Below are 19,840 nucleotides of genomic sequence, written 5' to 3' on the forward strand. Positions count from 1 at the left end.
AAAAGATAAATTCATGACTAAAAAAGTATAAAACTATCTTTTGAAGATTTAAAAGAGTTATGATATAATACTTAGAGGAAAGGAGTGGTTTATTTGAGATACCCAATAGATTTACACATACATACAAACAATAATCCACATGCGTATAGTACGCTGGAAGAGAATATAAGAAGTGCACAAGCTAAAAATATGGAAGTTATAGCTATAACAAATCATGGACCAGCTTTACAGGATTCACCACATTGGTGGAGTTTGATGAATATGAGAGTTCTTCCAGAATATGTTGGAAATTTAAGAGTATTAAAAGGTGTAGAGACAAATGTAGTAGATGAGAATGGTAATTTTGATATAAATCAGAGAATATATGATGTAATGGATATCATATTATGTGGATTACATACTATTGAAGCATATGGAAGTCCAAAAGATATAATAAAAAATACAAAGGCTCTTGTAAATATGATTACAAGTCAAAAAGTTGATATAATAGTACATATGGGGAATCCAACATTTCCTGTTGAGTATGAAAGAGTTGTAATGGCAGCTGCTGAAAACGGAGTTGCAATAGAGATTAATAACTCTTCTTTAAGAGCTGCAAGAAAAGGATCTAAACCTAATTGCAAAAAGATACTGGAGTTATGTTTAAAATACAATTGTAATGTAAGTTTGGGAACAGATTCACACATATCATATGATATTGGAGAGTTTGCACAAGCTGACGCATTAATAGAAGAAGTAGGTTACCGTAGAGAAAAAATAATTAATTATTCAAAGGAAAATCTCGAAAAATTTTTAGAAATGAGAAAAGAAAGAAAAAGAAAAATATTATAAAATGTTTGTTAGTGATATAAGTTTTGAATGAATTTGAGGAGGACTTATGGTAAATAATGAAGTTTGTAAATTATTGGGGATTAAATATCCTATATTTCAAGGAGCAATGGCTTGGATAGCAAATGGAAATCTTGCTGGGCATGTTTCTAAAGATGGAGGTCTTGGAATAATTGCAGGTGGAGGAATGCCATGTGATATTTTAAGACAGGAAATCAGAAAAGCAAGAGAGATAACTTCAAATCCAATTGGAGTAAACCTTATGCTTATGATGCCAGATATAGAAAAACAGATAGATGTTTGTATTGAAGAAAAAATACCTGTTGTAACTACAGGTGCTGGAAATCCTGGGCCATTTATGGAAAAACTAAAAGCAGCTGGAATTAAAGTAATACCAGTAGTTGCCTCTGTTGCACTTGCTAAGAGAATGGCTAAAATTGGAGCAGATGCTGTTATAGCTGAAGGAATGGAAGGTGGAGGACATATTGGAACAATAACTACTATGGCATTAGTTCCTCAAGTTGTTGAAGCTGTAGATATTCCTGTAATTGCAGCTGGAGGTATAGCTAGTGGAAAACAATTTTTAGCAGCATTAGCACTTGGAGCTTGTGGAATACAAGTTGGAACTAGATTTTTAGTTGCTGAAGAGTGTACTGTACATGAAAATTATAAGAAAATGATTCTTAAAGCTAGAGATAGATCTACTGTTGCAACTGGAAATTATACTGGACACCCTGTAAGAGTTATTGAAAATAAACTTGCTAAGGCAATTTTAGAAAAAGAAAAACAAGGAGCACCTAAGGAAGAAATTGAACAAATGGGTGTTGGAAAGCTTAGACTTGCTGTAGTTGACGGAGATGTTGACAATGGAAGTGTTATGGCTGGACAAGTAGCAGCAATGGTTAAAGAACCAAGTACTACTAAAGAAATCCTTGAAAGTTTTATGAGAGAACTGGAAGAAGAGAAAAAAAATCTATTAACTAGAATGGATTCATGGAAATAATAATGATATGGGGAGGACAATGGGTTCTTCCCATTTCTTTTTATTATTGAAAACTGTAAATCTGTATGATACAATAATAAGAGGTCTAATTTTTGAAATAACAGTGAAACAGGGGTAAGATGTGAAGAATTATTCGATTAGAAATATATTTACTTGTATCTATATTTATATAGTGACATATCTCTTTTATGGTTTCTTTTTTAATGAAACTATGAAGCATGGGAAAATATACCAATTTTTAGGGAAATATTTTGGGATATCCACTTTTTTTATAGGATTTGTATTTATCCTATCTATATTAGGAAATCTTATAAATTGTAGAAGAAAAAGAATGGTGTTTAATACAAGATTAAAGTTTTTTGTTATTCTTGTTATAGCAGTTGCAGTTGTATTTTTCGCAAAGGAGTTGGATATTCCTTATACGAAAGAGTTTGCTAATAATGAAAAATTAAGATATTTAACTCAGATAGGACTATATAAATATAAATTGGGACTATTCAATGTCTTTTTATTAGACTGGCTTTTTACAAAGGTATATGGACTATATATCTATATAGCCAGCTATATTTTAATAGGAATCTCAACTTTCTTTTTAGTAGCTAAATTTATCAGAGTTACAATTACAACAACAGTGAGAAATATAAAAAGAAAAAGAGAACTGGAAAGAGAAAGAAAACTTGTACAGGAACAGATAAGACTGCAAGAGTATTATGAAAAATTAGAAAGAGAAAAAGCACTTGAAGCTGAAAGGCAAAGACGTCTTGAAGAGGAGATAATGAAAGAGCGTGCAGAGATGGAAAAGATTGGTGAAGAGCCAGAAGTAGAGAGTGAAGAGATAGAAGACCAAATTGAAGATGAGGAGAAGAATCTGGAGTCTGAAACAGAGGAATTAGAAGTCACAGATGATTTTGATGATAATGAAAATCAAGATAGTGACGAAATTGCTATGAAGGAAGATACAGAAGAAGTTGCTGAAGAGAAAGATAGCAATCAAATTGAAGATAGTATAGAGGGAAATACAGAAACACAAGATAGCAATGAGTCTAATAAAGAGATACAGATTTTAGAAGAGTTAGAGGAGATAGAAACAATTTCAGAAAATGAAGCAGATTCTATAGAGAGTATACAAAGTGATAATACTACAGTTACAGTTAAGGAAAAAGAAAATAAAATAGAAAACGAAACCAGTGATGAATTGGATTTGATAAAAAAATTAGCACAAGAGAAGGGGGAGGACGAAGTAGATGATACTAGCCTCTAAGTCACCAAGACGAAAAGAGATACTTGAAAATGTCGGATTTGAACTTAAAATTATAGGTTCAGATATAGATGAAAAGAGTGATGAAAAAGAGAATATCGAAAAGATAAAGGATATTGCTTATCAAAAGACTTACTTTATAGCAAAAGAGCATAAAGATGAGTATGTGGTAGGAGCTGATACAATAGTAGAACTCGATGGAGAGATAATAGGAAAGCCAAAGAGTAGAGAAAATGCAGTTGAAATATTAAAACGACTATCTGGGAAAAACCATAATGTTATAACAGGATTCTGCTTAATAAATATCAATAAAGGAATTCTTATAAAAGATTTTGGAATTACTAAAGTTTTTTTTAAAGATTTAGATGATAGTATGATAGAATGGTATGTAGATAGTGGACAGCCAATGGATAAAGCTGGAGCATATGGGATACAGGATAAAGGTTCTGTCTTCATTGAAAAGATAGAGGGAGATTTCTTCACTGTGATGGGATTTCCAATAGAAAAATTTGTAGCTCATTTAAAAAAATTAGGAATAGAATTAAAAGATATTGACAAAATATAAAATTTTAGAGGTGGAAGATGAAAAAGATATTTAACAAATTTTTAGGGATATTTTCAGAAGATTTAGGAATTGACTTAGGTACATCAAACACATTAATCTGTGTTAAAAATAAAGGTATAATATTAAATGAACCTTCAGTAGTTGCACTTAATACTAAAACAAAGGACATTTTTGAAGTTGGAGACAAAGCTAAGAAGATGCTTGGAAGAACTCCAGGAAGCATAGAAACAATAAGACCTCTAAAAAATGGAGTAATTGCTGACTATGAAATTACAGAAAAAATGTTAAGAGCATTCTATAAAAAAGTAAATCAAAGAAAAGGAATGTCTAGCCCAAGAGTTATTATCTGCGTTCCAGCAGGAGTTACTCAAGTTGAAAAGAGAGCTGTTATAGATGTAACTAGAGAAGCAGGAGCAAGAGAGGCATACCTTATAGAAGAGCCTATGGCTGCAGCTATTGGAATTGGTCTTAATATATTTGAACCAGAAGGAAATCTTATCATAGATATTGGTGGTGGAACATCAGAAATTGCTGTTATATCTTTAGGAGGAATAGTTAAAACATCTTCATTTAGAGTAGCAGGAGATAAATTTGATGCAACAATTATTGATTATGTAAGACAAAAACATAATCTGCTTATAGGTGAAAGAACTGCTGAACAGATTAAAAAGACAATAGGAGCAGTTGTAGAACTTGAAGAGGATGAATGTATAGAGATAAGTGGAAGAAACGCTTTAAATGGTCTTCCAAGAGATATAAAGATATATTCTTCAGAGGTTGTAGAAGCTTTAGGAGATCTTGTACAACAAATTATTGAAGAGGTAAAAGTTGTACTTGAAAAGACTCCACCTGAATTATCATCAGATATTAAGAGAAGAGGAATTTATGTAACTGGAGGAGGAGCACTTTTAAGAGGAATAGATCAGAGAATAGCTGAGAGCTTAAATCTTAATGTAACTGTTTCAGAAGATCCATTAAATGCAGTTATCAATGGAATTCAAACACTTCTTAAAAACTTTGGTACTTATAAAAAAGTATTGATTTCTCCAGAAAGTGATTATTAATTATATTTTTTTAGTGTAGAAAGAGGGTAAATATGAAAAAATTTATAGTAATGTTTTTCTTAATTAATATTTTTTCATATGCTAACTATCTCATTAGCAATAGTGAGATAGTTCTTTTTTATGATAAAACTTATAATAATATTCAGTATATCAGAGGGGATGTATTTAATAATATAGCTATCTCAGAAATAGAGGGAAATCTTATAGTAGATAAAAAACAAGTGATACCTTTAGATAGTTTTATACAAAGTGCAGAGCTTATTCCACAAACAAATATTTTAAAACTGCACTATGATATTCAGGGAAAAAAGGTAACTCTTAACTTGATTCCATCAATGGTAGAAAAGGATAAACTTTATATTCTTGTGGATACATCACTTTTAGGAATGGATAATCATAATATTGACTTTGCTTTTAGAATTGTTCCTCAATATGATAATAAATATGTAGAACTTTTAAAAGATGGTTCTTATAAGTATGATAAGTTTTATTTTAAAAGTGAGAATTATGATGGTGAAACTTATATTGGCAGAAATTCGAAATTAGATGATTTTACTTTAGAAGATGTAAAAGAGAAAGCTAAAAAATATGAAGATGATAATATGTACTATATTATCAATGATATAAAAAAAGATAAAAATGTTATTTTTTCAGTTAAATTTTATGATAAATATAGTGAAAAAGAGAGTTTAAAATCAAGTGACGAAGTTCTTGCAAGAGAGCTTGGATATTGGAATAACATCAACAGTGAAGAGAGATTTTTAGGAAAGAGTGATACAGTACTTGGAGAGTTAAAAAACTTAGAGATAATTACTTCAAGAGCTGTTATTCCAGATCAGATTTCCTTAAATAAAAGTAAAGAAAATCTCGATAACAAGATGAAACTTTTTTATATTAACAGTATTTTAAATAAAAAATTTAATCCTGAAAAGTTGTTAGAGGATATAAATATAAGGAAAAAAGATAGTGAAGCGGTACTTTACTATACATTACTTTTTAAGTCTTTAAATAATACAGGAAATTATCTTGATAAAAATCTATTTGATAGAAAAGTAAGTCTTGAAGTATTGTCACTTTTAGACTATGTAGAAGAGATAGATGGTGAGATTATCAATGTAAGGGATAATATCAGTAATTATTCATGGTATTTTAGAATGATAGATAATATAGTTAATAGAGATGAGTTTAAAAGTGATAAAGATTTTATAATAGAAAAAAGAGATCTTCTTTACAAGTATGTTGGAAATTACTATGTATTACCAGATGGATTAAAAACTCGTAGAGATGATAAAAAAAGTTATTATAAGAATATAAAATATATGGGTTTTATGCCAAAAGAGTATCAGCTTAAAATACTTCATCAGGATTACAATAGATATTATAATAAAATGTATGGGCTTCTAATCGGACCTGAGGATAAAGAAAAAGCTGACTTGGAGTATAATCTTAACTTTATCATAAAATTATATGAAAATGGTGAAGTTCAATTAGCAGATAGATTATTTGTAAATATTGAAGAATTAATAAGAAAAAATAATCAGTTTCTCCTTCCAAGAGTTAAACCAGATGGATACAATCCAGTTGGAATCTATGGAGAGATGCTATATTTATATTTTACAGCTCTAGATTGTAAGGAGAGATACAGTAATGGAAATTAAACAGAAAATAGAGGCAATACTTCTTTTAGGAGGAGATGAGCTTCAGATAAAAGAACTTAGTAAATTTTTTGGAGTTCCAATAGATGAAATGCTTAAAATTCTTGAGGAATTAAAAGAAGACAGAAGAGATACAGGAATAAATATAGAGATAGATGGAGAATTTGTAACTCTGGTAACTAATCCAATTTATGGTGAAGTTATAAATGACTTTTTTGAACAGGAATCAAAGCCTAAAAAACTTTCAGGTGCAGCTTTGGAAACACTTTCAATTGTTGCGTATAGACAGCCTGTTACCAAATCTGAAATTGAAGCTATTAGAGGAGTAAATGTAGATAGAATAGTTCAGAATATGGAAGAGAAGAAATTTATAAGAGTGTGTGGAAAAAAAGAGACAACAGGTAGACCAAATCTATATGAAATTACAGATAAATTTTTGGGATATATTGGAATAAAAAGTATAGAGGAACTACCTAATTATCAGGAAATAAAAGGAAGTTGTGATAATGGAGGAAATGAGAATCAATAAATATCTGGCATCTTTGGGAATTGGTTCAAGAAGAGCAATTGATAAGATGATAGATGATAGAAGAATAAGAGTCAATGGAGAGGTTATCAGTGCCGGAGTCAAGGTAACTGATGATGATTTAATTGAGATAGATGGAAAAAAGATTTCAAAAGAGGCTGAAAAAAAGGTATATTATCTTTTAAATAAACCTTTAGAGGTATTGAGCTCTGCAAAAGATGATAGAGGCAGAAAGACTGTTGTAGATTTAATAAGATGTAAAGAGAGAATATTTCCAGTAGGAAGACTTGACTATAATACAACAGGGCTTATTATACTTACAAATGATGGAGAGCTATTTAATAAGGTAATTCATCCAAGAGCTGAGCTCTATAAACAGTATTATGTTAAGGTTTTAGGAGAAATAAAAGATAGTTCTTTGGAAATGTTAAGAAATGGAGTAAAATTAGAAGACGGAATGACACTTCCAGCTATTGTTAAGTTGATTAAAAGAGAAAAAGGAAAATCAGAAGTTGAGATATCAATAAGAGAGGGTAGAAATCGTCAAGTTAGAAGAATGTTTGACAGTGTAAATCACCCAGTAATAACTCTTAAAAGAGAAAAAATAGGAAAAATATCTATTGGTAAGCTAAGACTTGGAGAATATAGAGAGCTTACAAAAGAGGAAATAAATTACTTATATTCATTATAAATTAAATTTTTAGGAGGGAAAAATGGCTTTAACAAAAGAAGAGGTTTTAAATGTAGCAAAACTTGCTAGACTAAAATTTAAACCAGAAGAAATTGAAAAGTTCCAATTGGAGTTGAATGATATTCTTGGATATATTGATATGCTAAATGAAGTTGATACAGAAGAAAAAGCTGCATTGGTTCAAGTAAATGGAGGAACAAATAACCTTAGAGAAGATACAGTAAGAGAATCTTTAAGTGTTGAAAAAGCATTGTCAAATGCACCTGAATCTGGAGACGGAGCATTTATTGTACCAAAGGTTGTAGGAGAATAGAAATAATATCAAGGAGGATTTTTCTAAATGGAAAACTTATATAAATTAACTGCCTCTGAAATTAAGAATAAAATTTCAAAGGGAGAAGTAAAAGTTGAAGATGTAGTAAGAAAAACTTTTGAAAGAATAGAAAAAATTGATGGTAAAGTTGGAAGTTTCGTACATCTTAGAAAAGAAAAAGCATTAGAAGAAGCAAAAAAATTAGATGAGAGAATTGCAAAGGGTGAAAAAGTTGGAGCTCTTGCAGGTGTACCTATTGCTATAAAAGATAATATGGTATCTGACGGAGATAAAATAACAGCTTGCTCTAAAATATTAGGAAATTATACAGCTATCTATGATGCAACAGCAGTAAAAAAATTAAAAGAAGCTGATGCAATAATTATAGGAATCACAAATATGGATGAATTTGCCATGGGAAGTACAACTAAAACATCTGCACATCATCTTACAAAGAACCCTTGGGATAGTGAAAGAGTACCAGGTGGAAGTAGTGGAGGAGCAGCAGCTTCAATAGCTTCTCAGGAAGTATATATCTCTTTAGGTTCTGATACTGGCGGAAGTATAAGACAACCAGCATCATTTTGTGGTGTAGTAGGATTAAAACCAACTTACGGTAGAGTATCAAGATTTGGACTTATAGCTTTTGCATCATCTCTTGACCAAATTGGACCACTTGCAAAATCTGTTGAAGATATTGCTTTATGTTTAAATGTAATTTCAGGTAGTGATGAGTATGATGCTACTGTTTCATCACTTGAAGTACCAGATTATACTCAATATTTAAATCAGGATATAAAAGGAATGAAAATTGGAGTTCCTAAAGAGTATTTTATAGATGGAATTAATCCTGGTGTAAAAAAAGTTGTAGAAGAATCACTTGAAAAATTTAAAGAGTTAGGTGCAGAGATTGTAGAAGTATCACTTCCACATACTAAATATGCAGTACCTACTTACTATGTTATAGCTCCTGCAGAGGCAAGTTCTAACCTTGCAAGATTTGATGGAGTAAGATATGGTTACAGAAGTGAAGATGTAAAAAATGTAGATGATCTATACATTAACTCTAGAAGCGAAGGTTTCGGAGATGAAGTAAAAAGAAGAATAATGATAGGAACTTATGTATTAAGTGCAGGTTTCTATGACGCATACTTTAAAAAAGCTCAAAAAGTTAGAGCTATGATAAAAGAGGATTTTGATAAGGTCTTTGAAGATGTTGATATTATATTAACACCAGTATGTCCAAATATTGCATTTACATTAAATGATAAGAAAACTCCAATAGAGTTATACTTAGAAGATATATTCACTATTTCAGCAAACCTTGCAGGAATACCTGGATTATCAATTCCAGCAGGAAAAAGTCAAGGAATGCCAGTTGGAATTCAACTATTAGGAAGAGCTTTTGGAGAGGGAGATCTTTTAAAAGCTGGAAGTGCATTTGAAAAAATAAGAGGGGAATGGAAACTTCCTGAATTAGACTAAGAGAAAAGGAGAACGAAAATGAGAGAATGGGAATCAGTAATAGGGCTTGAAGTACACCTTCAATTAAAAACTGGAACTAAAGTTTGGTGTGGATGTAGCGCTGACTATGATAACGCTGATGGAAATACACATACTTGTCCTATCTGCTTAGGGCATCCAGGAGCATTACCTAAATTAAATAAAAAAGTAGTGGAGTATGCTGTTAAAGCAGCACTTGCACTTAACTGTAAAATAAATAACGAGAGTAGCTTTGATAGAAAGAACTATTTTTATCCAGATACTCCGAAAAACTATCAAATAACACAATTTGATAAATCATATGCAGAAAAAGGGTTCTTAGAATTTAAATTAAATTCTGGAAGAATGGTAAAAGTTGGAATTACTAAAATCCAAATAGAGGAAGACGCAGCTAAATCAATTCACGCTGAGCATGAATCATTAATTAACTTCAACAGAGCTTCTATACCTCTAATTGAGATAATATCTGAGCCAGATATGAGAAGTTCAGAAGAAGCTTATGAATACTTAAATACACTAAAAACTGTAATTAAATATACAGGAGTAAGTGACGTATCAATGGAACTTGGATCACTTAGATGTGATGCTAACATCTCTGTAATGGAAAAAGGATCAAAAGTATTTGGTACAAGAGTTGAAGTTAAGAACCTTAACTCATTTAAAGCAGTAGCAAGAGCTATTGATTATGAAATAGGAAGACAGATAGAAACCATTGAAAATGGTGGAAAAATAGATCAGGAAACAAGACTTTGGGATGAAGAATCTCAAACAACAAGAGTTATGAGAAGTAAGGAACAGGCTATGGACTACAGATATTTCCCTGAGCCAGATCTTTTAAAACTTGTAATTCATGATGAAGAGATTGAAAAAATAAGAGAAACAATGCCAGAATCTAAAGCTGAAAAGGTGGAAAGATTCTTAAATGACTATAGTTTAACTGACTATGATGCTGATCTTTTATGTGATTCAATGGAACTTGCTGACTATTTTGAAGAAGCTGCAAAGGTTTCTGGAAACAGTAAGACATGTGCAAACTTCATCATAACTGAAGTGATGAGAGTATTAAAAGATAAAAATATCACAATAGAGGAATTTTCAATTACACCTAAGCATTTAGGAGAAATAGTAAAACTAATTGATAAAGGAACTATCTCTTCGAAAATTGCTAAAAAACTATTCGAGATTAAACTTACAGATGAGAGAGATCCAGAAGTTATAGTCAAAGAAGAAGGAATGGTACAAGTTGCCGATACTGGTGTAATTGAGGCTATGGTTGATGAAGTAATAGCTAAAAATCCTAAGATGGTTGAAGATTATAAGAATTCAGATGAAGGAAGAAAACCAAGAGTATTAAAAGGACTTATGGGACAAGTTATGAAACTTTCTAAAGGAAAAGCTAATCCACAACTTGTAACAGAGATAATGACAAAAAAACTTTCATAAAAATATGATAATTAAGAAAGCTGACTTGCAAGTCAGCTTTTTTTTAAAAATAATTATAAAAGATTTAAAATCATCACAAAAGATAGAAAAATATATGTTTTTAAAAAGATTATTTTTTAATTATATTGTTTTTAGCTAATAATAATTGATAGAAAACTAGACAAATATTTATTAATTAACTATAATCTAAATAACAAGGTGTTTTCATATTTTAAACACAGATTTAAATTATACTCATTTCTAATAAATTTTATGAAAATATGGAGGTAGCATGAAAAGAATATTAATAGTAGATGATGAAGATCAAATTCGTAACATATTAAGAATGTATCTTGTAAAAGAAGGATACGACGTATTAGAAGCTGAAGATGGAGAAAAGGCTTTAAATATATTTTATGAAAAACCTGTCGATTTAGTAGTATTAGATGTAATGCTTCCTAAAAAAGATGGTTGGAGTATTTTAAGAGAGATAAAAAAATATAGTGAAACTCCTGTGATTATGTTAACAGCAAGAGATGAAAGTGAAGATGAGATATTTGGGTTTGAAATGGGAGCAGATGATTATGTCACAAAACCATTTAATAACAAAATACTTCTAGCTAGAATAAATTCACTTCTTAAGAAAAAAAATCACATTAATGACAACGTTATTAAGCTTGGAAATTTAACAATAAATGATATTTCACACAGTGTTATAAATGGTGATACAGAACTGGAGCTTTCACCAAAAGAATATGAACTTTTATTATATTTGGTAAAAAATAATAAAATAGTACTTAGTAGGGAAAAACTTTTAAATGAAGTTTGGGGATATGATTTTGTTGGTGATGATAGAACCATTGATACACATGTTAAGAACTTAAGAAAAAAAATTGGAAAAGACAATATAAAAACTATAAGAGGAATTGGATATAAACTTGATATCTAGGTAGGTGAAATAGATGAAAAAGATTTTCTACAAAGTATTTTTAACTCTTCTTATAAGTTCATATCTTCCACTGATAGGTATATTTGGACTTCAATACTGGTATACTACAAAATATATGGAAAGAAAAAAGACAGAACAGCTTATTACAACTGTCTCTAAAGTAAATATAGCAAAATTGAAGAAGGAGAATATATATGACCAGGAAAATCATATATATTTGAACTATATAAACTTAGCTGATGGTAGAAGAAAAGGCCTTTATTACAATATGTTTAATAAAATGGAAGATTACAAATCAATATCAAATATCAATATTGGTGAGTTTAAAATTGTAAAGATGAAACTTTCAAGTGTAACTAATCATATATATCTTCTAAAAAGAATATCAGATCGAGAGGCTATAGCAGGTGTTATAGAGGTAATAAAACCTGCAGTAATAAGTGATATTATATTTGAGTTGTACAAAGGTTATTCTATCTTTGCTATTCCTTTAATATTTATTTTTACATTTTGTCTTTCAAGACAATTTTCAAAACCTATTGAAGTATTAGAAGAGATTTCCACAAGTATGGCAAATTATGATTTTACAAATATGGTAGAGCTGAAAGGAAAAAATGAACTTTTTACTTTGGCAGAAAATCTAAATACTCTTTCACAAAATTTACAAAGCAAGGTAAAAGAGCTAAATAGTGTAAATAAAAAGCTTAAAGTAGAACTGGAAGATAAACAGAGACTTTTAGATGGAAAAGCACTTTTTATGAGGGCTATTGGTCATGAACTAAAAACTCCTATTGCTATAATAAATGGATATTTAGAAGCTCTTCAAGATGGGGTTATTCCAGAGGAAGATATTCAAAAAACTTATGAAATAATTTACAATGAAGGGCTTTCTATGGATAAACTTGTACAGAATATAAATAGTTACTTGAAAACAGAATACAGAACTATGGATTTAATAGCAGAAAAGATTGATTTGAAAAAATTTATTGAAACAAATATGGACAGATATAAGTTGGATATAAAACAGAAAAATATAAAATTAAACTGCTATTTAGAGAGTATAGAAATAGAAATAGATAGAAAATGTCTTCATAGTATTTTAAGTAATCTTTTAACAAATGCAATAACTTATGTAGACGCGAGAAGAGAGATAGGGATAATTTTAAAAGATGGAGAATTAACAGTTGAAAATAGTTCAGGGGAATTATCTCCAGAACTTATGAAAAATCTATTTAATCCTTTTTATAAAGGGGATGATTCACGTCATAGAAAATATGGTGGTACAGGACTTGGACTTTCAATTGTGAAAAATTTACTGGATGTGTTAAAGTTTGATTATTCTTTTGAATATGATTATTCGCGAGGTTACGTAGTCTTTAAAATAAAATTTGTGTAAAAACTACTTGACTCTAAAGTCACTTTATGGTTTACAATGAAAGAGTTGAAAAAACTATGAAGGGTAGAGTGATATGGATAAGAGAGAGGAAATAATTAAAAGCGCAAAAGACCTTGTTTTAATGAAGGGTTATAATAATGTTTCCGTAGAAGATATTACTAATCATATTGGAATTGCAAAAGGAAGTTTTTACACATATTTCAAGAGCAAAACATCGCTCATAAACTATATTTTAGAAGAAAAAATAAGAAATAGTGAGCAGGAACAAAAAAAGTTCTTCAGAAGCGTAACAACATTTGAAGGGGCTATTAGAAAACTTGTAAGATCAAAGATTATATTAAAAGGAGAAGAGGATATAAAAATAGATCTTATGATAACTAGCTTTTTTAGAAATATAGATTCGCTGGCTGAGGATACAATAAAAATTTTGATTGAGATTGAAAAGCTAAATGTGGATTTCGTTGAAAAAATTTTAATAAGATATGGAGATGATATCAATATCAAAGATGGAGATATAAGATTTTATTCAAAATTTGTAAATGGAATAATTCACAATTATAAGATTTTCAATCTTTTTATATCTGAAGAAAAAAATGATTTTATTACAACTACTCAGGAATTGAAAGAGAAATATCAGGATAAAAAATTTAATAACAATGTAAAAATAATAATTGAAAGTATAAAAAAAATTTTAAGATAGTAGGAGGATAGATTATGAAGAAAACTTTAGGCTTGCTAATGCTGTTAAGTACAACACTATTTGCAAGACAGTTAACTCTTGATCAGGCTATAGATTTATCCCTTGAGAACAGCAAAGAGGTACAGATTTCGTCTATGGCAACAGAGAAGGCTAAACTAAATGTAAGTACTGCATTTAAAAATGCCTTACCAAGTGTAGTGTACAGTGGAGCGTACACAAGAAGTGAGTATGATAGGAGCGTCACTAAAGATGGAAGAATGGTAGATGCAAAGGGTGGATATAGACAAAAAATAACTATATCTCAACCAATATTCCAAGGTGGTGCAATTGCTGGAGGAATAAAATATGCAAAAGCTTATAGAAATGTTGCAGACTTATCTTTCTTAGGTCAAAAAAGAGACACAAGACTTGAGACAATTCAGATTTACTCAAATATAATAAAAAATGAAAAGAATTTGGAAACATTAAAATCATCAAGAAAAGAGCTTTCAGCAACATATGAAAAGCAAAAAGCTCAGCTTGAGTTAAGACTGATAACAAAATCAGATCTATTAAAGACAGAATACAATATTCTAGAACTTGATTCAAAAATAATTCAAGTCAACAATCTGATTACAGTTGATAAAGAAAGACTTAAATTAAAAATGGGACTTCCTAAGAGTGAAAAACTTGATGTTGTAGATTTTCAGGTTCCCAAAAATTTAACTGCAACTATTAACTTTGATTCAGATCTGAATCAGGCTATGACTAAAAGTATTGACGCTATGATAGCTAATTATTATGTTGATATGGCTGATGCTTCAAGAACTGTAGCCAGAGCAGATATGTTACCAAAAGTGAGTGCTTTTGGAAGTTATGGTGTAGATACAGATAGAAGAAAATATAATGCAACTATGGATGATGCTGAATGGAGAGGTGGAATTCAAGTTACATGGAATGTATTTGAATTTGGAAAGAATTATGACAACTATAAAATAGCAGATATTAATAGACAACAGGAAGAGTTAAAAGAGAAAATATCTCAAGATAATATAGATGTCAGAGTAACTGATGCATACTTAAATTTAGTAAAAATGGAAAAAGAGAGAGCATCAAAAGAAAGAGCTCTTGAAGCTGCTCAGGAAAACTTTAACATTGATAAAGAGAAATATGCAGCTGGACTTATTTCAACTATTGATTACTTAATTTCAGAAACTCAGTTAAGAGATGCAAAAGTTCAGTATAATCAAGTGACTGTTGATTATCTATATGCATTTGAAAAATATAGATCTATGTTAATTTAAGAAAGAGATATTGTAGGAGGAAAAGAATGAAAAGAGCAAAATATCTAGTGTTTATCCTGTTATTAATGCTAGTTGGATGTGGGAAAAAACAGGAAACTAAACAAATAGAGGCTAAAGTAAAATACGTTGTTACTCAGCCTGTTCAATACAGAGAGATGAATCAGGTATTTAGATCTGATGCTATATTGGAACCACATGGAAAAGTTGATCATAAAACAGAAAAAGGTGGAACAATAGAGAAAATTTTAAAGAAAAATGGAGATAAAGTAAATAAAGGGGACCTTGTAATGATATTAAAAGATGGTCCAACAGAATCAGCATATTTTACTGCAAAAGCAAATTATGCTTCTTCAAAATCAGCTATGGAGATAGCTAAAAATAACTATGAAAAGTTTAAAAAATTATATTCTCAGCAATTAGTTTCATATCTTGAATATGTAAATTATGAAAATAACTATATCAATGCAAGAGGAGCATTTGAAGCTGCTCAGGCAAAATTTGAAAGTGCTAAATCAGACTATGATAAACTTCGTAGAAAAGCTGACATATCAGGAGTTGTTGGAAATCTATTTGGAAAAGTTGGTAATAAAGTTTCTGCAAGTGATACTTTATTTACAGTAATTGATGATTCATCAATGGAATCATATGTTGGATTCCCTGCTGAATGGTTAGATCAAATAAAAGTTGGTTTAGGTGTTGATATCACTATTCCAGATATTGATAAGAGCTTTAAAGGAAGAATTGTAGAGATAAACCCAATAGCTCAGGCAGATACTAAGAAATTTATGATTAAGATAGCTGTTGATAATAAAGATAGAGCTATAAAAGATGGAATGTATTCATATGTATTAGTTCCAGCTGGTAAGACAAGAGCTCTTTCAATTGAAGATGAAGCAGTATTTGTAAGAAACCTTTTAAGTTACGTATATAAAATAGAAGATGGAGTAGCAAAGAGAATTGAGGTTAAACAGGGAGCGACAAACCTTCCATATACACAAATTTCTTCACCAAATATAAAAGAGGGAGACAGAGTTGTTGTCAAAGGAGTATTTGGTCTTGAAGAGGGAGATAAAGTAGAAGAAAATACTGTAATTAAATAATTGAGTAAAATAACGAGGTGAAAATAGATGACATTAGCAGGTTTGTCCATACGTAGACCAGTTGCTACTACAATGGTAATGCTTTCCATTATCTTTATAGGTCTAATATCTATGTTTTCAATGAAATCAGAGATGTTACCTAATATGTCTATTCCAGTTGTAACAATTTCAACTAACTGGAGTGGTGCAGTAGCAGAGGACGTAGAGACGCAGATTACAAAAAAAATTGAAGAGATCCTTCCTCGTGTTGAAGGAATTGATAAAATAGAGTCTACATCAACTTTTGAAAGATCACAAATAGTTGTAAAATTTAAGTTTGGTGCAGATGCAAATGAAAAAACAACAGAAATTCAAAGAGAAATTTCTAAAATAGCAAATGACCTTCCAAGTGATGCAACTACCCCTATAGCTAAAAAGGTAGACGCAGGAGCAGGGAACTTGACATTAGTTACAATGTTCAGTGCTCCAAATAACAATGAGCTTAGTACTTTTATTGAAGAGTATTTAAAACCAAAATTAGAAAGTTTGAATGGAATTGGACAAGTTAACGTTTTTGGTAACCCAGAAAAACAAATTCAAATCCAATTTGATAGTGATAAGTTAGCAGCATATAATATGACACCAGTTGAACTTTATAATATCATTGCAATGTCTAGTAAAAACATTCCATTAGGAACTGTTAAAACTGGAAGTAAGGATATAATTGCAAGATTTATGGGAGAATTAAACTCTCTGGATGATTATAAAGATATGATAATACAAAGTAATGGAAATACACTTAAGTTATCAGATGTTGCAAATGTAGTTTTAACAACAGAAGATTACTCTAATATGGGATATCTATCTGGAAAAAGAGCTATTGCAGTTGCAATTGAAAAATCAGCTGATGGTAGTACAATTGAGCTTAACCAGGAAGCATTAAAGGCAATAGAAAATCTTAAATCAACAATGCCACCTGGAACAGACTATAAGATTTTGATGGATACCTCAAAAGATATCAATCAATCTATTTCAAGTGTTACAGGAAATGCTATTCAAGGGTTGATACTTGCAACAATAGTATTGTTCCTATTCTTAAAGAATTTTAGAGCAACACTTCTAGTTTCAGCAGCTCTACCAGTAGCTATTATATTTACCTTTGCATTCCTTGCATTAAATGGAACATCTCTAAACCTGATTTCCTTAATGGGACTATCAATAGGGGTTGGAATGCTTACAGATAACTCGGTTGTTGTTGTGGACAATATATATCGTCATATGACGGAACTCCATTCTCCAGTAATGGAGGCATCAGAAAATGGTGCTACTGAAGTTACACTATCAGTTATAGCATCAGCTTTAACTACAATGGTTGTATTTATCCCAATACTATTTATACCAGGGATTGCAAGAGAAATATTTAGAGACCTGTCATTCTCTATTATATTCTCAAATATAGCAGCACTACTTGTATCACTTACATTTATTCCAATGCTTGCAAGTAGATTTTTATCAAACAAGACAAATATAACTGCTGAAGGAAAGGTATTCTCTGCAGTAAAACGTAAATATATGAAACTTATAAACCTTACACTGCATCATAGATTTAAAACTATTGGTGTAGCAGTACTTCTATTTATAGTTTCACTATTTGTTGGTGGAAGATTCTTGAAAATGGAGTTCTTCCCTAAACAAGACGCAGGAAGATACTCTATTTCAGCTGAACTTGGAAAAGGGTTAGATATTAAAAAAGCTGACCAGATAGCAAAAGAGATAGAAGATATTGTAAAAAATGATAAAGCAACACAATTCTATTTCTCAATTGTTCAACCAGATCAGGTTGCAATTAACGTAGATATTGGTAAAAAAGATACAAGAAAGATTTCAGTATTTGAAATAATGGATAGAATAAGACCTCTTGTAGCTAAAATACCTGATGCCAGAATCAGTGTTTCTGAGCAATTCAGTATGAGAGCTCCATCAAGAAGTGTTGAATTTGACATTGTTGGATCAAACTTAGAAGAGATTAAAAAGATTGGTAACAGTGTATTGGAGAAAATGAAACAATATCCAGGAGCTGTTGATATAAAATCAAGTCTTGACCCAGGTAATACTGAAGCAAGAATTATACTAAAAAGAGATAAAATTAAGAGTTATGGATTAAATCCACTTACAGTTGGACAGACACTTAGCTATTCTCTATTAGGAGGAGATAGAGGTAATACAGTTACTGTTAAGACTGGTACAGAGGAAATTGATGTATTAGTTAGACTTCCAGAAGATAAGAGAAGAGATATTAATGATATAAGAAATATCAATATAAAAGTTGGAGATCATAAATTTGTTAAGGCTTCAGACGTTGCAGATATTGTGTATGCTGAAGGTTCATCAGCAATAGATAAGACTGATAGAATATACAGTGTAACAATTGGTGCAAATGATGGAGGAGTTGGACTTAAGAGTATTCAGGAAGAGATGGTAAAAGCATTTAAAGAATCAAATCCACCAGCATCTGTTTCATATAGATGGGGAGGAGATTCAGAAAACATGAGTAAATCAATGTCTCAACTAGGAGCTGCACTTGGAATCTCTATTTTCTTAATCTATGCTTTACTTGCAGCACAATTTGAAAACTTCCTTTTACCATTTATAATCATAGGTTCTATACCATTATCATTGATTGGTATTGTATTAGGACTTTTAGCATTTGGACATCCAATAGATGTAATGGTTATGATTGGACTTATACTTCTTGCAGGGGTTGTTGTTAACAACGCCATTGTACTTATTGACTTTATCCAGCTTACAATACAGCGTGGAAGTCGTAGAAATGACGCAGTAATAGAATCTTGTAGAACAAGATTGAGACCTATTTTAATGACTACAATGACTACAGTATTAGGTATGCTTCCACTTTCATTAGGAATAGGTGAAGGTTCAGAAGTATACAAAGGAATGGCAATTACAGTTATGTTTGGTCTTATATTCTCAACATTATTAACACTTGTTGTAATTCCTGTACTATTTACATTAGTTGATGACTTTACAAAGAATACTAGAAGATTCTTTAAGAAAATAGTAATAAAATTCTATAGAAAGAAAAGACAAAAATAGGAGGAAATGTCATGGGTGAGATGAACAATAAGATGGTAATGATTTATATCAATGAATCACATAAGAACCTCTTGGAAAAGTTCTTTGATGATATAAGTTTTTACTACTATACTGTACAACGTAAGGTGGAAAGTGTGTGGAGTGAAAAACTGAAACATAAAAATACAAATGTTTGGCCTGGAACAGATTGTATTTTTATGCTTTCAATACCTGATACAGAGGTTGATGATATGCTTTGTAAATTAAAGACATTCAGAGCTTCTTTACCATATGAAATCGTCATGAGTGTTGGGGTTATTCCTATGGAAAGAACAATTCCTGATCTTCTAAGAGATGATAAGGTAGCAGTTGATGAAGAATTATTAAAGAGATTGAAAGAAAAATCTCAAAGAAGATAAATATAGAGCACCTGAAGATAATTCAGGTGCTTTTATTTTATATTAGGAAATTATAATTTGAATAATAAGATAGAAAGTAGCTGAGAAATAGAA

Annotated in this window: 18 protein-coding genes; all 18 read left to right on the top strand. The window is 30.5% G+C overall.

The window, feature by feature from the left end:
* Positions 1-84: 84 nt before the first annotated feature.
* The gene (locus IX290_RS07520; protein WP_349290751.1) at positions 85-831 is read left to right on the top strand and encodes a phosphatase; all 747 of its coding nucleotides are present in this window, start codon (positions 85-87) and stop codon (positions 829-831) included.
* Positions 832-877: 46 nt separating this feature from the next.
* Positions 878-1,831 (top strand): nitronate monooxygenase, encoded by a 954-nt coding sequence (locus tag IX290_RS07525; RefSeq protein WP_211492602.1) that lies wholly within the window; start codon positions 878-880, stop codon positions 1,829-1,831.
* Between the two features lie 211 nt (positions 1,832-2,042).
* Positions 2,043-3,092 (top strand): hypothetical protein, encoded by a 1,050-nt coding sequence (locus IX290_RS07530; protein ID WP_211492603.1) that lies wholly within the window; start codon positions 2,043-2,045, stop codon positions 3,090-3,092.
* Positions 3,076-3,654, top strand: coding sequence for a nucleoside triphosphate pyrophosphatase (locus IX290_RS07535; RefSeq protein WP_211492604.1), 579 nt, complete (start codon positions 3,076-3,078; stop codon positions 3,652-3,654). The genes IX290_RS07530 and IX290_RS07535 overlap by 17 nt, the downstream gene beginning before the upstream one ends.
* 17 nt (positions 3,655-3,671) lie before the next feature.
* Positions 3,672-4,718, top strand: a complete 1,047-nt coding sequence (locus IX290_RS07540) for a rod shape-determining protein (protein WP_211492605.1) — start codon at positions 3,672-3,674, stop codon at positions 4,716-4,718.
* A 32-nt stretch (positions 4,719-4,750) separates the two neighbouring features.
* Complete coding sequence (locus IX290_RS07545; protein ID WP_211492606.1) at positions 4,751-6,376, top strand: hypothetical protein; 1,626 nt, start codon at positions 4,751-4,753, stop codon at positions 6,374-6,376.
* On the top strand, positions 6,366-6,902 hold the full coding sequence (gene scpB, locus IX290_RS07550; RefSeq protein ID WP_211492607.1) for an SMC-Scp complex subunit ScpB: 537 nt from the start codon (positions 6,366-6,368) through the stop codon (positions 6,900-6,902). The genes IX290_RS07545 and scpB overlap by 11 nt, the downstream gene beginning before the upstream one ends.
* Positions 6,889-7,590, top strand: a complete 702-nt coding sequence (locus tag IX290_RS07555) for a pseudouridine synthase (protein WP_211492618.1) — start codon at positions 6,889-6,891, stop codon at positions 7,588-7,590. The genes scpB and IX290_RS07555 overlap by 14 nt, the downstream gene beginning before the upstream one ends.
* A 22-nt stretch (positions 7,591-7,612) precedes the next feature.
* Positions 7,613-7,903: an Asp-tRNA(Asn)/Glu-tRNA(Gln) amidotransferase subunit GatC gene (gene gatC / locus IX290_RS07560; protein WP_211492608.1), complete on the top strand. Its 291-nt coding sequence runs from the start codon at positions 7,613-7,615 to the stop codon at positions 7,901-7,903.
* Between the two features lie 27 nt (positions 7,904-7,930).
* A complete protein-coding gene (gene gatA / locus IX290_RS07565) occupies positions 7,931-9,388 on the top strand; it encodes an Asp-tRNA(Asn)/Glu-tRNA(Gln) amidotransferase subunit GatA (RefSeq protein ID WP_211492609.1) in 1,458 nt (485 codons plus the stop codon).
* Positions 9,389-9,406: 18 nt separating this feature from the next.
* The gene (gene gatB / locus IX290_RS07570; protein WP_211492610.1) at positions 9,407-10,849 is read left to right on the top strand and encodes an Asp-tRNA(Asn)/Glu-tRNA(Gln) amidotransferase subunit GatB; all 1,443 of its coding nucleotides are present in this window, start codon (positions 9,407-9,409) and stop codon (positions 10,847-10,849) included.
* A gap of 271 nt (positions 10,850-11,120) precedes the next feature.
* Positions 11,121-11,777 carry a response regulator transcription factor gene (locus tag IX290_RS07575; RefSeq protein WP_211492611.1) on the top strand — a complete coding sequence of 219 codons (657 nt, stop codon included), beginning with the start codon at positions 11,121-11,123 and terminating at the stop codon, positions 11,775-11,777.
* Positions 11,778-11,790: 13 nt separating this feature from the next.
* A complete protein-coding gene (locus IX290_RS07580) occupies positions 11,791-13,173 on the top strand; it encodes a HAMP domain-containing sensor histidine kinase (protein WP_211492612.1) in 1,383 nt (460 codons plus the stop codon).
* Positions 13,174-13,246: 73 nt separating this feature from the next.
* Positions 13,247-13,873 (top strand): TetR/AcrR family transcriptional regulator, encoded by a 627-nt coding sequence (locus tag IX290_RS07585; RefSeq protein WP_211492613.1) that lies wholly within the window; start codon positions 13,247-13,249, stop codon positions 13,871-13,873.
* 14 nt (positions 13,874-13,887) lie between these two features.
* Positions 13,888-15,156, top strand: a complete 1,269-nt coding sequence (locus tag IX290_RS07590) for a TolC family protein (RefSeq protein ID WP_211492614.1) — start codon at positions 13,888-13,890, stop codon at positions 15,154-15,156.
* Between the two features lie 26 nt (positions 15,157-15,182).
* Positions 15,183-16,256, top strand: coding sequence for an efflux RND transporter periplasmic adaptor subunit (locus tag IX290_RS07595; RefSeq protein ID WP_211492615.1), 1,074 nt, complete (start codon positions 15,183-15,185; stop codon positions 16,254-16,256).
* 27 nt (positions 16,257-16,283) lie between these two features.
* Positions 16,284-19,349 carry an efflux RND transporter permease subunit gene (locus IX290_RS07600; RefSeq protein WP_211492616.1) on the top strand — a complete coding sequence of 1,022 codons (3,066 nt, stop codon included), beginning with the start codon at positions 16,284-16,286 and terminating at the stop codon, positions 19,347-19,349.
* A gap of 11 nt (positions 19,350-19,360) precedes the next feature.
* A complete protein-coding gene (locus IX290_RS07605) occupies positions 19,361-19,747 on the top strand; it encodes a PG0541 family transporter-associated protein (RefSeq protein WP_211492617.1) in 387 nt (128 codons plus the stop codon).
* Positions 19,748-19,840: the final 93 nt, after the last annotated feature.

The organism is Fusobacterium sp. DD2 (assembly GCF_018205345.1).
Classification (GTDB): domain Bacteria; phylum Fusobacteriota; class Fusobacteriia; order Fusobacteriales; family Fusobacteriaceae; genus Fusobacterium_A.

Coding starts and splice junctions, on each gene's coding strand:
- IX290_RS07525 (WP_211492602.1), top strand. CDS start 878: ATGGTAAATAATGAAGTTTGTAAATTATTGGGGATTAAATATCCTATA.
- IX290_RS07530 (WP_211492603.1), top strand. CDS start 2,043: ATGAAGCATGGGAAAATATACCAATTTTTAGGGAAATATTTTGGGATA.
- IX290_RS07535 (WP_211492604.1), top strand. CDS start 3,076: ATGATACTAGCCTCTAAGTCACCAAGACGAAAAGAGATACTTGAAAAT.
- IX290_RS07540 (WP_211492605.1), top strand. CDS start 3,672: ATGAAAAAGATATTTAACAAATTTTTAGGGATATTTTCAGAAGATTTA.
- IX290_RS07545 (WP_211492606.1), top strand. CDS start 4,751: ATGAAAAAATTTATAGTAATGTTTTTCTTAATTAATATTTTTTCATAT.
- scpB (WP_211492607.1), top strand. CDS start 6,366: ATGGAAATTAAACAGAAAATAGAGGCAATACTTCTTTTAGGAGGAGAT.
- IX290_RS07555 (WP_211492618.1), top strand. CDS start 6,889: ATGAGAATCAATAAATATCTGGCATCTTTGGGAATTGGTTCAAGAAGA.
- gatC (WP_211492608.1), top strand. CDS start 7,613: ATGGCTTTAACAAAAGAAGAGGTTTTAAATGTAGCAAAACTTGCTAGA.
- gatA (WP_211492609.1), top strand. CDS start 7,931: ATGGAAAACTTATATAAATTAACTGCCTCTGAAATTAAGAATAAAATT.
- gatB (WP_211492610.1), top strand. CDS start 9,407: ATGAGAGAATGGGAATCAGTAATAGGGCTTGAAGTACACCTTCAATTA.
- IX290_RS07575 (WP_211492611.1), top strand. CDS start 11,121: ATGAAAAGAATATTAATAGTAGATGATGAAGATCAAATTCGTAACATA.
- IX290_RS07580 (WP_211492612.1), top strand. CDS start 11,791: ATGAAAAAGATTTTCTACAAAGTATTTTTAACTCTTCTTATAAGTTCA.
- IX290_RS07585 (WP_211492613.1), top strand. CDS start 13,247: ATGGATAAGAGAGAGGAAATAATTAAAAGCGCAAAAGACCTTGTTTTA.
- IX290_RS07590 (WP_211492614.1), top strand. CDS start 13,888: ATGAAGAAAACTTTAGGCTTGCTAATGCTGTTAAGTACAACACTATTT.
- IX290_RS07595 (WP_211492615.1), top strand. CDS start 15,183: ATGAAAAGAGCAAAATATCTAGTGTTTATCCTGTTATTAATGCTAGTT.
- IX290_RS07600 (WP_211492616.1), top strand. CDS start 16,284: ATGACATTAGCAGGTTTGTCCATACGTAGACCAGTTGCTACTACAATG.
- IX290_RS07605 (WP_211492617.1), top strand. CDS start 19,361: ATGGGTGAGATGAACAATAAGATGGTAATGATTTATATCAATGAATCA.